14 protein-coding genes are annotated in these 14,828 nt (G+C 74.2%); 7 read left to right on the forward strand and 7 right to left on the reverse strand.

All coding sequences use genetic code 11. The features are described from left to right. Window positions 1-224: 224 nt before the first annotated feature. Both ACZ7G3_RS07820 and ACZ7G3_RS07825 read right to left on the reverse strand, forming a co-directional pair. The gene (locus ACZ7G3_RS07820; RefSeq protein ID WP_470924009.1) at window positions 225-1,463 is read right to left on the reverse strand and encodes an ROK family protein; all 1,239 of its coding nucleotides are present in this window, start codon (window positions 1,461-1,463) and stop codon (window positions 225-227) included. Between the two features lie 37 nt (window positions 1,464-1,500). Further along, window positions 1,501-2,151 carry an alpha-ketoglutarate-dependent dioxygenase AlkB family protein gene (locus ACZ7G3_RS07825; protein ID WP_470924011.1) on the reverse strand — a complete coding sequence of 217 codons (651 nt, stop codon included), beginning with the start codon at window positions 2,149-2,151 and terminating at the stop codon, window positions 1,501-1,503. A 146-nt stretch (window positions 2,152-2,297) separates the two neighbouring features. On the opposite strand from ACZ7G3_RS07825, the gene ACZ7G3_RS07830 reads away from it, so the two are divergent. Beyond that, window positions 2,298-3,431: a methyltransferase gene (locus tag ACZ7G3_RS07830; protein ID WP_470924531.1), complete on the forward strand. Its 1,134-nt coding sequence runs from the start codon at window positions 2,298-2,300 to the stop codon at window positions 3,429-3,431. A 6-nt stretch (window positions 3,432-3,437) separates the two neighbouring features. Here ACZ7G3_RS07830 and ACZ7G3_RS07835 read toward each other — a convergent pair whose 3' ends face one another. Continuing rightward, window positions 3,438-4,298 (reverse strand): class II fructose-bisphosphate aldolase, encoded by an 861-nt coding sequence (locus ACZ7G3_RS07835; RefSeq protein ID WP_470924013.1) that lies wholly within the window; start codon window positions 4,296-4,298, stop codon window positions 3,438-3,440. Between the two features lie 93 nt (window positions 4,299-4,391). Beyond that, window positions 4,392-5,273 (reverse strand): SIS domain-containing protein, encoded by an 882-nt coding sequence (locus ACZ7G3_RS07840; protein ID WP_470924015.1) that lies wholly within the window; start codon window positions 5,271-5,273, stop codon window positions 4,392-4,394. Window positions 5,274-5,409: 136 nt separating this feature from the next. Here ACZ7G3_RS07840 and ACZ7G3_RS07845 point away from each other — a divergent pair, with 136 nt between their 5' ends. Then, window positions 5,410-6,189: a DeoR/GlpR family DNA-binding transcription regulator gene (locus tag ACZ7G3_RS07845; protein WP_426601724.1), complete on the forward strand. Its 780-nt coding sequence runs from the start codon at window positions 5,410-5,412 to the stop codon at window positions 6,187-6,189. 66 nt (window positions 6,190-6,255) lie between these two features. On the opposite strand, the gene ACZ7G3_RS07850 is transcribed toward ACZ7G3_RS07845, so the two are convergent. Beyond that, window positions 6,256-7,257, reverse strand: a complete 1,002-nt coding sequence (locus tag ACZ7G3_RS07850; protein ID WP_470924018.1) for a hypothetical protein — start codon at window positions 7,255-7,257, stop codon at window positions 6,256-6,258. Between the two features lie 186 nt (window positions 7,258-7,443). Here ACZ7G3_RS07850 and ACZ7G3_RS07855 point away from each other — a divergent pair, with 186 nt between their 5' ends. After that, window positions 7,444-7,689, forward strand: coding sequence for a heavy-metal-associated domain-containing protein (locus ACZ7G3_RS07855; protein ID WP_470924020.1), 246 nt, complete (start codon window positions 7,444-7,446; stop codon window positions 7,687-7,689). Window positions 7,690-7,766: 77 nt separating this feature from the next. Continuing rightward, a complete protein-coding gene (locus ACZ7G3_RS07860; protein ID WP_470924021.1) occupies window positions 7,767-10,025 on the forward strand; it encodes a heavy metal translocating P-type ATPase in 2,259 nt (752 codons plus the stop codon). Window positions 10,026-10,098: 73 nt separating this feature from the next. On the opposite strand, the gene ACZ7G3_RS07865 is transcribed toward ACZ7G3_RS07860, so the two are convergent. Beyond that, window positions 10,099-10,935: an ABC transporter permease gene (locus ACZ7G3_RS07865; protein ID WP_470924023.1), complete on the reverse strand. Its 837-nt coding sequence runs from the start codon at window positions 10,933-10,935 to the stop codon at window positions 10,099-10,101. Then, window positions 10,932-11,840, reverse strand: coding sequence for an ABC transporter ATP-binding protein (locus ACZ7G3_RS07870; RefSeq protein ID WP_470924024.1), 909 nt, complete (start codon window positions 11,838-11,840; stop codon window positions 10,932-10,934). Before ACZ7G3_RS07870 ends, ACZ7G3_RS07865 begins: the two co-directional genes overlap by 4 nt. 133 nt (window positions 11,841-11,973) lie before the next feature. Here ACZ7G3_RS07870 and ACZ7G3_RS07875 point away from each other — a divergent pair, with 133 nt between their 5' ends. From ACZ7G3_RS07875 to ACZ7G3_RS07885, 3 genes are all read left to right on the forward strand, one after another. Then, complete coding sequence (locus ACZ7G3_RS07875) at window positions 11,974-13,260, forward strand: sensor histidine kinase (protein WP_470924026.1); 1,287 nt, start codon at window positions 11,974-11,976, stop codon at window positions 13,258-13,260. Continuing rightward, window positions 13,257-13,916, forward strand: coding sequence for a response regulator transcription factor (locus tag ACZ7G3_RS07880; RefSeq protein ID WP_426601731.1), 660 nt, complete (start codon window positions 13,257-13,259; stop codon window positions 13,914-13,916). The genes ACZ7G3_RS07875 and ACZ7G3_RS07880 overlap by 4 nt, the downstream gene beginning before the upstream one ends. Before the next feature lie 159 nt (window positions 13,917-14,075). Further along, window positions 14,076-14,750, forward strand: coding sequence for a phosphatase PAP2 family protein (locus ACZ7G3_RS07885; protein ID WP_426601732.1), 675 nt, complete (start codon window positions 14,076-14,078; stop codon window positions 14,748-14,750). Window positions 14,751-14,828 lie beyond the last annotated feature (78 nt).

Below are 14,828 nucleotides of genomic sequence, written 5' to 3' on the forward strand. Positions count from 1 at the left end.
TACGCGGGCAACCAGGGCACCCAAAACCGTTCGGGGTGTCCGCAGTGACCAGGTACGAGTCCAAGACTCACTCCTGCTCACTGATTAGGAACGGTGGAGGAGGGAGACAGGGCGGAGCCCTGGCAACCGACGACAACGCCGCTGGGGGCACCGCCCACGGCCTTCAGGCAGTGGGGGGGCGCGTGCCAGAAACCCGCGCCCCCGGCAAGCCCCGAAGACACCCCCTAAACCAGCGCCCCCAGCGGATCGTCCAGGACCGGCTGCCAGGCCAGTTCGGCCGCGCCGACCAGGCTGTTGTGGTCCAGGCCGCACGGCAGGATGGGTACGCCGCCGCTCTGGCCCCACAGGCTGCGGTCGGCGACGACCGCGCGCAGGCGCTCGGGGTCGGCGTCGAGGAGTGCGCGGTGGAGTCCCCCGAGCACGATGCGGTCGGGGTTGAGGATGTTGACGAGGCCGGCGAGTCCCAGACCGAGGCGGTCGATGAGGGTCTCGGTGGCCGTGCGGACGGCCGGGTCGGCGTAGTGGCCGCGGATCAGGTCGTTGGACTGCTGGAGCAGTGACACCTCGGGGCCGGGCTCGCGGCCTGCCGCCGTGAGGAAGGCCAGTGGGTCGGTCTCCACGTCCAGGCAGCCGTGGCCGCCGCAGTAGCAGGGTCGGCCCTCGGGGTTGACGGTGAGGTGGCCGACCTCCAGGGCGAGTCCCGAACTGCCCATGTGCAGGCGGCCGTCGAGGACCAGCGCGCCGCCGACGCCGCGGTGGCCGGTGGCCACGCACAGCAGGTCGCGGGCGCCGCGTCCGGCGCCGTGCCGGTGCTCGGCGAGCGCGGCGAGGTTGACGTCGTTCGCGGCGAACGCGGGGCCGTCGATACCGGCGGCGCGCACCTGCTCGGCGAAGATCCGCCGCACGGGCGCGCCCGCCGGCCAGGCCAGGTGGAGCGGGTTCAGGGCCAGCCCCTCCGGTTCGGCGACGGCGGACGGTACGGCGAGTCCCGCGCCGACGCAGCGGCGCCCGGTCTCCCTCAGGAGTTCCGCACCCGCCTCCACGACGGAGCCGAGGACCTTCGCCGGATCGGCGTCGACGACCTCGCAGCCGGGCGCGGTGGCGACGATCCGGCCGCCGAGCCCGACCAGGGCGGCGCGGAATCCGTCGGCGTGGATCTGGGCGGCGAGGGCGACGGGCCCGTCCTCGGCGACCGCGAGGCGGTGCGAGGGGCGGCCCTGCGAGCCGGCCGCCGCGGCGGGACGGGCGTCGACCCGGATCAGGCCGAGCGCCTCCAGTTCGGCGGCGACCGCGCCGGCCGTGGCCCGGGTCACGCCGAGTTCGGCGGTGAGCACGGCCCGGGTGGGGGCGCGTCCGGTGTGCACGAGCTCCAACGCGGGTCCGAGCGCGCCGCGCCCCCGGTCCAGCCGCGTCCTCGAGGTGGTCCCTTCCCCCGACGCCCGGGGGTCCGCCTTGCCGCTCATGAGGGGGAGTCTCCCATGATCCGCGGGTACGGGGTGCCTAGAGGCCGCTGACCCGGAGCGTGATGTTCAGCCGCCCGGTGAGCCCCAACTCGGGCGGTGCGGTGCCCGCGTGCACCCGGGGCACCCCGTGGTACGCGAGCCGGGACGGCCCGCCGAAGACGAACAGGTCGCCGCTGCGCAGCTCGACGTCGGTGTAGGGGCGGGTCCGCGTCCCCGGGTTCCCGAAGCGGAAGACGCAGGTGTCGCCGAGGCTCAGGGACACCACGGGCGCGTCGGACCTCTCGTCGGCGTCGCGGTGCATGCCCATGCGGGCGTCGGAGCCGTAGAAGTTGATCAGCGCGATGTCGTACGGCGCGTCCGCCACCGCGTCGGCCCCCAGCGCGTCGCTCACCGCCCGGCGGCCGAGGTCGCCGAGCCAGTCCGGGAAGGCCTTCACGGGGGTGCCGTCGCCGTCGACGACGGTGCGGGCGTATGCGTACGGGTACCAGTGCCAGCCGAGGCAGACCTGCCGGGCGGTCATCGTGCCGCCGCCGGGGGTGCGCACCGTGCGCAGTCCCGCCGGCGGGCGGGCCCACTCGCGGCAGGCGTGCAGCAGCTCGCGCTGCCGCTGCGGGTCCAGCCAGTCCGGTACGTGGACGGCGCCGGGCGCGGTCTCGGTACGGGTCCTGGGGAACAGCTCGGCGTCCATGTGTCCCATCCTGCCCGCGGCGCCCTTCCCTCGCGCCCGCCCCTCCCTCGTCCCCTCGCGCCTGCCCGCCCCCGCACCGCCGTCCGGCACGGTCTGAGCTGCGGCTCGGCTAGCCTGGAGGCACGATGAACGACCGCGACGACCGTATGACGACTCCATGGGGCGAGCACGTGCTGGCCCGCTTCCCCGAGGATCCGCGCGACCGGCTCCGCGCCTGGGACGCCTCCGACGAGTATCTGCTCGGGCACCTCGCGGATCAGGAGGTCCCGCTCACGGGCACGGTCGTGGTCCTCGGGGACCGCTGGGGCGCGCTGGTGACGGCGCTGGCGGCACACCGGCCGGTGCAGATCACCGATTCCCACCTCACCCGGGAGGCGACGCGCGCGAACCTGGAGCGAAGCGGCGTGGAGCCGGACTCCGTACGACTGCTCACCACGCAGGACCCGCCGCCGGACCGCGTCGACGTCCTGCTGGTGCGGGTGCCGAAGAGCCTGGCACTGCTGGAGGACCAGCTGCTGCGGCTGGCGCCCGCGCTGCACGAGGGCACGGTCGTCGTCGGCACGGGCATGGTCAAGGAGATCCACACCTCGACGCTCAGGCTGTTCGAGCGGATCGTCGGGCCGACCCGGACCTCGCTGGCGGAGAAGAAGGCCCGGCTCATCTTCGCCGCACCGGATCCCTCGCTGAGGCGCCCCGCCAACCCCTGGCCGCTCGGCTACCGGCTCCCCGACGACGTCGGGCCGCTCTCCGGCCGGTCCGTCGTCAACCACGCCGGTGTGTTCTGCGCCGACCGGCTCGACATAGGCACCCGGTTCTTCCTCCAGCATCTGCCGGAGACCGGCGGTGCCCGGCGGGTGGTGGACCTGGGCTGCGGCAACGGTGTGGTCGGTACGGCGGTGGCGCTGGCCGATCCCGCGGCCGAGGTGCTGTTCACCGACGAGTCCTTCCAGGCCGTCGCCTCCGCGGAGGCGACGTACAAGGCGAACGGCGCGGCGGGGCGGGCGGAGTTCCGGGTCGGTGACGGGCTGACCGGGGTGCCGGACGGCAGCGTCGACCTGGTGCTCAACAACCCGCCGTTCCACTCCCACCAGGCGACGACCGACGCCACGGCGTGGCGGATGTTCACCGGGGCGCGGCGCGTGCTGCGCCCCGGCGGCGAGCTGTGGGTGGTCGGCAACCGGCACCTGGGTTACCACGTCAAGCTGCGGCGCCTGTTCGGGAACAGTGAGCTGGTGGCGAGTGACCGGAAGTTCGTGGTGCTGAAGGCCGTCAGGAAGTAGTCGCCGTCAGGTGGCCGTCCGGGCCACCGCCTGGATGATCGTCGCCACCGCACGCGCCATGGCCTGCCGTCCGGCGGTGAGGTAACCGCGGGAATCGACCGCTTCGGGGTGTGCGGCGAGGAACTCCCTGATCGCGCCGGTCATGGCGAGGTTGAGCGCGGTGCCGACGTTGACCTTGGAGATGCCGCCGGCGACGGCCGCGGCGAGTTCGCCGTCCGGGACTCCGGAGGAGCCGTGCAGGACGAGGGGCACGTCCAGCGCGCCCGACAGCTCCTTGATCAGGTCGTGGTCGAGGGTGGCGGTGCGGGTGGTCATGGCGTGGGAGCTGCCGACGGCGACCGCCAGGGCGTCCACGCCGGAGTCGGCTACGAAGGCATGCGCCTCGACGGGGTCGGTGCGGGCTCCGGGCGCGTGGGCGTCGAGCGGCGGTGCGCCGTCCTTGCCGCCGACCTCCCCCAACTCGGCCTCGATCCACAGGCCCTGGGCGCGCGCCCAGTCGGCGGCGGCCCGGGTCGCCGCGAGATTCTCCGCGTACGGCAGCCGGGAGGCGTCGTACATCACGGAGCTGAAGCCGGCGTCCGCGGCCTGGCGCAGCAGGCCGTCGCTCCGGACGTGGTCGAGGTGCAGGGCGACGGGCACGACGGCGCCCTCGGCGGCGGTGACGGCCGCGCGGGCCAGGGGCAGCAGCCGGCCGTAGCGGTACTTCACGGCGTTCTCGCTGACCTGGAGGACGACGGGCGTGTGCACGGACTCGGCGCCGGTGACGACGGCCTCGACGTGCTCCAGGGTGATGACGTTGAAAGCGGCGACGGCGGTGCGTGCGGCCGCGGCGCGGCCGATCAGGTCGCCGGTGCTGGCGAGGGGCACGGTCTCTCCCTTCCCGGGCGTCGGAGCCCGGGTGTCGGAGGCGTCAAGGGGCGTCAGGGGACGCCAGAGGGCATCAAGGGACGTCAGAGGGCATCAGGGGGCGAGGATCACCGAGCGGGTGAGGTGACGGGGCCGGTCCGGGTCGAGGCCGCGGGCGGCGGCGACGGCGACGGCGAGGCGCTGCGCACGGACCAGCTCGGCGAGCGGGTCGAGCTCACCGGGCACCCACAGCGCGCCGGTGTCCCGGACCTGGTCGGCCAGTCCGTCGGGGGCCTCGCCGAACATCCAGGTGGCCGTGCCGGCGGTGCTGATGCTGAGGGGGCCGTGCCGGTACTCCATGGCCGGGTATGCCTCGGTCCAGGACAGGGAGGCCTCGCGCATCTTCAGGCCGGCTTCGTTGGCGAGTCCGACGGTCCAGCCCCGGCCGAGGAAGGTGAACTCGGTGCACCCGACGAGCCCTTCGGGCAGCTCGGCCGCGAGAGCGGTGCGGGCGTCGGCGACGACGGCGTCGGTGTGCAGGCCCAGGTGGGCGCGGAGCAGGGTGAGGGCGGTGGTCGCGAACCGGGTCTGCACGACCGACCGTTCGTCGGCGAAGCCGAGGAGCACCACGTCGTCGGCGGCGGCCATGACGGGCGTGTCCGGGTCGGCGGTGAGCGCGACCGTGCGGGTGTGGCCGCTCAACGCCGCGAGCAGTTCCAGTACTTCGGTGGTGGTGCCGGAGCGGGTGAGGGCGACGACACGGTCGTACGCGCGGCCCCGCGGGAACTCGGAGGCGGCGAAGGCGTCCGTCTCGCCCCGGCCCGCGTCCTCGCGCAGTGCCGCCGCCGACTGGGCCATGAAGTACGAGGTGCCGCAGCCGACGATCGCCACCCGCTCCCCCGCCGCGGGCAGCGCCGCCGTGTGCCGTGCCGCCTCCTCGGCGGCCCGTGTCCAGCACTCGGGCTGGCTGCTGAGCTCGTCCTCGACATACGTCATGCCGCACACTCCCCGATCACTGAGGCTGACCTGATTGTTCCTGCAAGATATAGCGAGCTTTCGAGCAGAATCAAGCAATCCAAGGAGGAAGGGAGGTGCGCTAGGGTCGGCGGGAGATCGAGGAACGGAGGCGCGGATGTCGCGCGACGCCCGCTGGAAGGCGCTGCTGGAGCTGCTCGTGGAGCGCGGCCGGCTGGACGTCGAGGAGGCGGCGACCGAGCTGGAGGTCTCGGCCGCGACGATCCGCCGCGACTTCGACCGGCTCGCCGAACAGCAGATGCTCGTGCGCACGCGCGGTGGCGCGGTCGTCCACGGGGTCTCGTACGAACTGCCGCTGCGCTACAAGACGGCCCGCCGCGCCTCGGAGAAGCAGCGCGTCGCGCAGGCCGTCGCCGCCCTGGTGGCACCCGGCGAGGCGGTGGGGCTGACCGGGGGCACGACCACGACCGAGGTGGCGCGTGCCCTGGCGGTCCGCGCCGACCTGGCCTCCGGCTCCCCCGCGCTGACCGTGGTCACCAACGCGCTCAACATCGCCAACGAGCTGGCCGTGCGGCCGCAGTTCAAGATCGTGGTGACCGGTGGAGTGGCCCGGGCCCAGTCGTACGAGCTGATCGGACCGCTCGCGGACGGGGTGCTGGGGCAGGTGACACTCGACGTCGCGGTGCTGGGCGTCGTCGCCTTCGACGTCGCGCACGGTGCCGCGGCCCACGACGAGGCGGAGGCCGCGATCAACCGGCTGCTGTGCGAGCGCGCCGAGCGCGTGGTCGTGGCGGCCGACTCCAGCAAGCTGGGCCGGCGGGCGTTCGCCCGGATCTGCGCGGCCGAAACGGTGGACACACTGGTCACGGACGGTGCGGCCGACCCGGAACTGGTGCGGCGGTTCGAGGAAGCGGGGGTCCGGGTCGTGACGGCCTAGTACTGCCGCAACGGTTGCGGTGCCAGGACGGTCCGGCCACGACCACGGCCTCGGCCCCCGCGACCGTCAGTGCCCGTGACCGTCGGCGTCCTGGCCGTCGGTGTGCTCCGTCGCGGGACTCGGCGCGGTCGAGGCGGAGTCCTGCGCGCCGGGCGCCGATCCGGCCCGTACGGTGAACGCCGCGGTGTGGACCTTGCCCCGGTGCTGGAAGTCCAGGAAGAGGCGGTACGTACCGGCACTGGGCGCGCCGGCCGTGAAGGAGATCTCCGGGCCGGGCTCGGTCGTGCCGTCGCCGGGTTCGCCGTTCGGGTGGACGTGGAGGTGGGCGAGGTCGCCGGAGCGCAGGGCGACCAGGTGACCGTAGGCGCCGAGGTAGGGCTGGAGGTCGGTGACGGGTTCGCCGTCGCGGGAGACCTTCACCTTCAGCTCGCTCTCCCTGCCGGGGCGCAGGGAGCCGGCGAGGTCGACCCGGTAGCCGTCGACGCGGGCGGTGCCGTTCGGGGCCGGCAGGTGTGCGGGATGGTAGCGGCCGGAGGCGGCGAGGTCGGCACCGAGAGTGAGGTTCTCCGCGTTCTTCTTCGCCGGGGTGAAGTCGGCGAAGACGCGGTATCCGCCCGCGCGGGGCAGGTCGACGGGGGTGCTCCAGGTGCCGTCGGCGGCGCGGGTGGGGTGCAGGTGCCGGTAGGTGACCAGGTCGCGTGAGGCCAGGATGAGGTGGAGTTCCTTGCCGTGCTCGCGCTGGTACGCGGTGACGGCCTCGCCGTCGCCGTCCCGGACGGTGAAACGCAGTTCGGTGCGCCGGTCGGCGGTGACGCGCGGGGTGGCGAGGTCGAGGGTGTAGCCGTTCTCGGAGATCTGCAGCCCACCGGGCGGGGTGGCCCCGTGCCCCTCGCCGCCGACCCCTTCCCGGGCCTCCTCGGGTTGCGCGGACGCCTCGCCGTGCCCGTCGTGGGGCGCGGGCGCACTCTCCGCGACGACCGGGTCCACTCCCCTGCCCACGCCGTAGGCGGTGCCGAAGGTGGCGGCCAGCGCGGCGGCGAACGCGGTGATCCTCAGTCCGGTGTGCATGACGCTTCGTCTCCTCGAATTCCGGGTCTCCGGCTCGCACGGAGGCCTCTTCACGCACCTCACCATACCCCCGGGGGGTACTTAGTCAAAGAGGGCGAGGGAGTTGCGCCACCTACCCCTGGGGGGTATACATGGACTCGGCAGGGATACCCCCGCCCCGTATACGACGAGATTCCGGAGGAAGCCATGGCTTCGACCGTCACCACCGCCGCCACCCAGCCCGTCAGCACCACCTACGCCGTCGCCGGGATGAGCTGCGGTCACTGCAAGGCGACCCTCACCCGGGTGATCGGTGAGCTGGACGGCGTCACCGGTGTCGACGTCCAGGTCGAGACCGGCCGGGTCACCGTCACCGGGCCCGCCGAGCCGGACGACGCCGTGATCGCCGAGGCCGTCGACGAGGCCGGCTACGAGCTGACCGGCCGCGTCTGACCCACCCGCCCTTCCCCGCCGCACCGCCGGGACCCGCGCGCCGGGTCCCGGCCGACGAACCCGCGTCAGGAGCAGCCATGACCACCAGTACGACCAGCGCACCGGCCGAGGTCGAACTCGCCATCGGCGGCATGACCTGTGCCTCGTGCGCCGCCCGGATCGAGAAGAAGCTCAACCGGATGGACGGGGTCACCGCCACCGTCAACTACGCGACGGAGAAGGCCAAGGTCCACTACTCCGGTGACGTGTCCGTCCCGGAACTGATCGCCACGGTGGAGGCGACCGGCTACACCGCCCGCGCGCCCGAGCCGGCGCGCACCGAGCCCGCACCCGGCGCGGAGAGCGCCGAGCCCGCCGACGAACTGCGGCCGCTGCGGGAGCGGCTGGTCACCGCCGTGGTGCTGGCCGTCCCGGTCATCGCGATGGCGATGGTGCCGGCGCTGCAGTTCGAGTACTGGCAGTGGCTGTCGCTGACCCTGGCGGCGCCCGTCGTGACCTACGCCGCCTGGCCCTTCCACAGGGCCGCGCTCACCAACGCCCGGCACGGCGCGGCCACCATGGACACGCTGATCTCGGTCGGTACGTCGGCCGCGTTCCTCTGGTCGCTGTGGGCGCTGTTCTTCGGCACCGCCGGCACCCCCGGCATGACCCACCCCTTCGAGCTCACCATCGCCCGCACCGACGGCGCCGGGAACATCTACCTGGAGGCCGCCGCCGGAGTGACCGCCTTCATCCTCGCCGGCCGCTACTTCGAGGCCCGCTCCAAGCGCAAGGCCGGCGCCGCGCTGCGCGCCCTGCTCCAGCTGGGCGCCAAGGACGTCACCGTACTGACCCCGGACGGCGGGGAACGCACGATCCCCACCGCGGAACTGGCGGTCGGCGACCGCTTCCTGGTCCGCCCCGGCGAGAAGATCGCCACCGACGGCACGGTCGTCGAGGGCACCTCCGCGGTGGACGCCTCCATGCTCACCGGCGAGTCGGTGCCCGTCGAGGTCGGCGTGGGAGACCCGGTCACCGGCGCCACGTTGAACGCGGGTGGCCGTCTGGTGGTCGAGGCCACCCGGGTCGGCGCGGACACGCAGCTCGCGCGGATGGCGAAGCTGGTCGAGGACGCGCAGAACGGCAAGGCCGCCGCCCAGCGGCTCGCCGACCGCATCTCCGGGATCTTCGTCCCCGTCGTCATCGCCCTGGCCCTGGGCACCCTCGGGTTCTGGCTGGGCAACGGCGCCGGGCTGACCGCCGCGTTCACCGCCGCCGTCGCCGTACTGATCATCGCCTGCCCCTGCGCGCTGGGCCTCGCCACACCGACCGCGCTGATGGTCGGCACCGGGCGCGGCGCCCAGCTCGGCATCCTCATCAAGGGCCCCGAGGTTCTGGAGTCCACCCGCAAGGCCGACACCATCGTCCTCGACAAGACCGGCACCGTCACCACCGGCCGCATGACCCTGCTCGCCGTGCACACCGCCGACGGCACCGACGAGACCGAAGTCCTGCGACTGGCCGGCGCCCTGGAGCACTCCTCCGAGCACCCGATCGCCCAGGCGGTGGCGGCGGGAGCGGCCGACCGCGTCGGCATACTGCCCGTCCCGGAGGACTTCGCCAACGTTCCCGGACTGGGCGTGCAGGGGATCGTCGAGGGGCACGCCGTCCTCGTCGGCCGCGAGCAGCTGCTCGCCGAGTGGGCCATGGACCTTCCGGCGGACCTGGCCCGGGCCAAGGCGGACGCGGAGACGGCCGGCCGGACCGCGATCGCCGTCGCCTGGGACGGCGAGGCCCGGGCGGTCCTCGAGGTCGCCGACGCCGTCAAGCACACCAGTGCCGAAGCCGTCAGCCGGCTGCGTGCCCTGGGACTGACCCCGATCCTGCTGACCGGCGACAACCAGGCCGTCGCCGAGGCGGTGGCCGAGGAAGTCGGCATCGACCAGGTCATCGCCGAGGTCATGCCACAGGACAAGGTCGACGTCGTCAAGCGCCTGCAGGCCCAGGGCCGTTCGGTGGCGATGGTCGGTGACGGCGTCAACGACGCCGCCGCCCTCGCCCAGGCCGACCTGGGACTGGCCATGGGCACCGGCACCGACGCCGCCATCGAGGCCGGCGACCTCACCCTGGTCCGCGGCGACCTGCGCACCGCCGCCGACGCCATCCGCCTGGCCCGCAAGACCCTGGGAACCATCAAGTCCAACCTGTTCTGGGCGTTCGCCTACAACATCGCCGCACTCCCGCTCGCCGCCGCCGGGCTCCTCAACCCGATGATCGCCGGAGCCGCCATGGCCTTCTCCTCCGTCTTCGTCGTCGGCAACTCCCTGCGCCTGCGCGGTTTCACGGCCGCGAGCTGACCAGGTACCCCTCCGGTGAACCGTCGGCCGTCCCCCACCGGGCGGCCGACGGCTCACCGGCGTTTCCGGCCGCTCACAGGTCACGCCGGTGGGTGCCGACGACGGCCAGCGCGGCAGCCGCCAGGGCCCAGACTCCGTAGACGGTCCAGGCGCCGCCCGTGGTCCACGGGAAGTCGGTCGGGGCGGGGGCGACGGTGACCAGCCGGTTCCACGCCTCGAACGGCAGGGCGTGCGCGACGACGGCCGACCAGTACCGGCCGTCGGTGGCGACGAGCGGCAGCACCAACAGGACCGCCACGCACGCGGCCGTCGTGGCCGCGGTCTGCCGCACGAGGGTGCCGAGGGCCAGTCCCGTGAGGGCGCCCACGGGGGCGAGCAGCGCGGAGGCGACCACGACCCGCAGGGCGCCGGGGTGGTCGATCGGCACGCCCACGCCCCTGCCGTCGAGGATCGCCTGGGTCAGTACGAAGGAGACCGCGGCGACGAGGCCGCCGAACACGGTCGCCGCGAGGGCGACGACGACCGCCTTGGCCGCCATCACCGCGCGGCGGTCCGGAACGGCCGCGAACGTCGTACGCACCGTGCCCGAGGCGTACTCGCCGACCATCACCAGTGCGCCGAGAACGCCCAGGGCGAGCAGCATGACCATCGCCGCGTTCGCGGTGAACGCGTCCAGCAGGGGAATGCCGTCCCGGACGAAGCCGGCCCGCCCCTCGGCACCCTGTTCCGCCCAGTGGCTGTAGGTGTCGTAGGCGGTGCCCGCGTTGAAGCCGACGACGGCCAGGGCGGTGGCGCCGTACGCGATCCAGGTGGAACGCAGGGACGTGAGCTTGATCCACTCCGCGGCGGCCAGGTCCCGGAAACGGGGGCGTGGTGCGGTGGCGGGCACGGATGTCGCCGTGGTGGTCATCGGACTTCTCCCGCGGGGTACTGGACGCTGTCGGCGGTGAGTTCCATGAACGCCTCCTCCAGGGAGGCGGACCTGGCACCGAGGTGGTGCAACGGGACGCGGTGCCGCTGGGCGATGTCGCCGACCCGGGCGGCGGACAGGCCGGTCACGGTCAGCAGGTCGCCCTCCACGTGGACGGTCGCTCCCTCGGCCGTCAGCAGGTCCGCCAGGGCCGGCGCCGAGGGCGTGCCCACCGTGACGGCGGGCCGGGTGCCGCGGGCCGCGAACTCGGCGAGGGACTCCGCCGCGATCAGCTCGCCCCGGCCGATGACGACCAACTGGTCGGCGGTGTGCTCCATTTCCGACATCAGGTGGCTGGAGACGAACACGGTACGGCCCTCCGCGGCCAGCCGCCGGAACAGCTCGCGCACCCACTTCACGCCCTCGGGGTCGAGGCCGTTGAGCGGTTCGTCGAAGAGCAGGACCGGCGGGTCGCCGAGCAGGGCGGCGGCGATACCGAGCCGTTGCTTCATGCCGAGGGAGAACCCGCCGATGCGGCGCCCCGCCGCATCGGCGAGCCCCGCCTGCCCCAGGACCTCCGCCACCCTGCGGCGCGGGATGCGGTTGCCGCGGGCCAGGGCCGACAGATGCGCGTGGGCGCTGCGTCCGCCGTGCACGTCGTGCGCGTCCAACAGGGCGCCGACGTCGCGCAGTCCGCGCCGGCGGGCCCGAAACGGCCGGCCGTCGACGGTGACGCTGCCGCTCGTGGGCTCCTGGAGTCCCAGGACCAGCCGCAGCGTCGTGCTCTTTCCGGCGCCGTTGGGTCCGAGGAACCCGGTCACCCGGCCGGGAAGCACGCTGAAGGTCAGCGCCTGCACGGCCGTCGTGCCGCCGTATCGCTTGGTGAGCTCGTTGACTTCGATCACGGTCACGACGATGCCCGTCGGGCCGGCCCCCCGTCGTCGGACCGTGGCCGACAACCGGGGACCCCGGGTGTCGACCAGGGTTGTACAGCCAGGGACGGATGACCGGCCGCGGGCACGCGCCTACGATCTTCGTATGTCCGTCTCACCGCCGCTGCCGCTGCTCAAACGGGTGCCTTCGGGGCTGTGGACCGCGCTGGTGTGGTGCACGGCGGCGGTGGCGCCCGTCGTGGAGTACGTCATCATGCCGCCGCGGGCCGGCTACTCCCTCAGCTATCCGCGCGACGGCCTGGCGCCGCTGGGGGCCCGGCTGCTGCTGCTCCTGGCCTTCGGCCTCGTGCTGGCCGGCTGCGCGCTGCTGCGGCGCCGGACGACCGTGGCGTACGCGCTGGTGGTCGCGGGGACGGTCGTGTCGACTCTGGCCTGGCGGCAGGACGAGATCCCGCCGACCCAGTTCCTCGGCGTGTCCGTCGCCCTCGGTCATGTGGCGGCCGTCCGGCCCCGGCGCACCTCGCTCGCGTTGGCCGGCGGCACGCTGGCGGTGCTGGCCTGCTATCCGGTCCTGCGGTGGGTCTCGGGGCCGGACTCCGGTACCGCGCCCGAGCCGCTCGTGGCCCTGACACTCGCCGTCGCCTGGCTCGTCGGCCACTCCGTGCACCAGGCCCGCGCCCACACGGAGGAGCTCTACGCCCGGGCCGCCGCGCAGGCCGTCACGGCCGAACGGCTGCGCATCGCCCGGGAGATGCACGACACGGTCGCCCACAGCATCGGCATCATCGCCCTGCAGGCCGGTGCCGCCGCCCGGATCGTCGACACCCGGCCGGACGCGGCCAAGGAGGCGATGCGCACGGTCGAGCGGACGGGCCGTGAAACGCTGTCCGGTCTGCGGCGGCTGCTCGGCGCCCTGCGCCAGGCCGACCAGGTCCGGGACCCGGACCAGGAACGGGAACGGGAACGGGACCGTGCGCGGCAGCCCGGCCCGGGCGGGTCCGCCCTGCGGCCGGCGGCGGGCCTGGCGGACCTGGAGCGGCTCGCCGCCACCACCACGGCCGCCGGCGTACGCGTGGAGGTGCGGTGGCGGGGCACACCCCGCCCGCTGCCCGCGGAGGTCGACCTGGCGGCGTTCCGGATCGTGCAGGAGGCGGTGACCAACGTCGTACGCCACTCCGGGGCCGGCTCCTGCCGGGTGAGCGTCGAGCACCGCCAGGACGAACTCGCCGTCGAGGTCCGCGACCGCGGCAGCGGCGGCGCGGCAGGCACGGAGACGGGCTACGGACTGGCCGGCATGCGGGAGCGGGCCGCACTGCTGGGCGGCGACTTCCGGGCCGGCCCGTGCCCCGGCGGCGGGTTCCTGGTGACGGCCCGGCTGCCCCTGCCTGCGGACGCGCACACCGAGACGGAGACGAGGGCGACGGCCGGATGACCATTCGTGTAGTACTCGCCGACGACCAGCCCCTGATCCGCACCGCGTTGCAGCTGGTCATGGCCGAGACCACCGACCTGGAGGTCGTGGGCGAGGCGGCGGACGGTGCCGAGGCGGTGCGGCTGACCGGCGAGCTGGCCCCCGACGTGGTGGTGATGGACCTGCGGATGCCCGGCACGGACGGCATCGAGGCCACCCGCCGGATCACCTCCGGACCCGGCACCGCACGCGTCCTGGTCCTGACGACGTTCGACGACGACGAGGACGTGTACGGAGCGCTGCACGCCGGCGCGTCCGGGTTCCTCGTCAAGGACATGGCGCTGGACGACATCCTCACCGCCGTACGGGTCGTCGCCGCCGGGGACGCACTGATCGCGCCGAGTGTCACCCGGCGCCTGATCAAGGAGTTCACCGGCCGCTCCCGGACGGCCCCACCGCGGCGTGCCGAGCTGGACCGCATCACCGACCGCGAGCGCGAGGTGCTCACCCTGGTCGGCCGGGGTCTGTCCAACGCCGAGATCGCCGACACCCTCTGCCTCAGTGTCGCCACCGCCAAGACCTATCTGACCCGTCTGCTGGCGAAGCTGGACGCTCGCGACCGGGTCCAGCTGGTCATCCTCGCCTACGAGACGGGCCTGGTGTCGGCCTCGGGGTGAGTGGCCGGGGGCCAGGTACGCGTCGTCGTCCCCCGGACGGGTTGCGCCGGCGCGCCGAGCGCCCGGAGACGGACCAGGCTGGTACGGCGCCGGAGCACACGCGGTACACCGACGGCCCCGGGCGTCGCCCGGCCCCCTCGCCCGCGGAGCAGGAGCCCGATGACCGAACCGACCAACGCCGACGGGGACACCGGCGGCCCGCTCGCGCCGGGCCCCGGCCCGGCGCGTTCGCGCGGGCGGGCCCTGGCCGCCGTACTCGGTGATCTGCGTGCCGTGGACGGCGCCCTGTACGCGGCGGTGGCCGCCACGTCCACGCCCACGCTCGACCGGGCGCTGCGCCGGCTGTCCCACGCCGCCGACCACTCGAAGGTCTCGCTGGGCATCGCCGCCGCGCTCGCTATGACCGGTGCGCGTCCGCGCCGGGCGGCCCTGGCCGGAGTGGGGGCGGTCGCCGTGGCGTCGGCCTCCTCGAACCTGCTGGGCAAGCGGCTGGTGCGCAGGGCGCGGCCGGACCGGGAGGCGGCGCGGGTGACGGTGGACCGGTATGTGCCCATGCCCGCATCGGCGTCGTTCCCGTCCGGGCACACGGCTTCGGCGGTCGCGTTCGCCACGGCGGTCGGCGTCGTCCTGCCCGCGGCCGCCGTCCCGCTCGGCGCGCTGGCGGGCGCCGTCGGCTACTCCCGGGTCCACACCGGCGTGCACTATCCGGGTGACGTGGCCGCGGGCGCCGTCCTGGGCATCGCCAGTGCGGCCGCCGCGCTGGCGATGGCGGCGGCCGCTCCGGTGCCGGGCCTGCGGTCGGTCTACTCGGCGGCACCGTCCCCGCCCGTGTAGGGGGACGCGACGCGGACCGTCGGGCCCGGGGCCGTCAGGGCCCGGCGGACCGTCAGCCCAGAGGCTTCACGGCCTGGC

This window comes from Streptomyces sp. NPDC037271, from assembly GCF_055603605.1.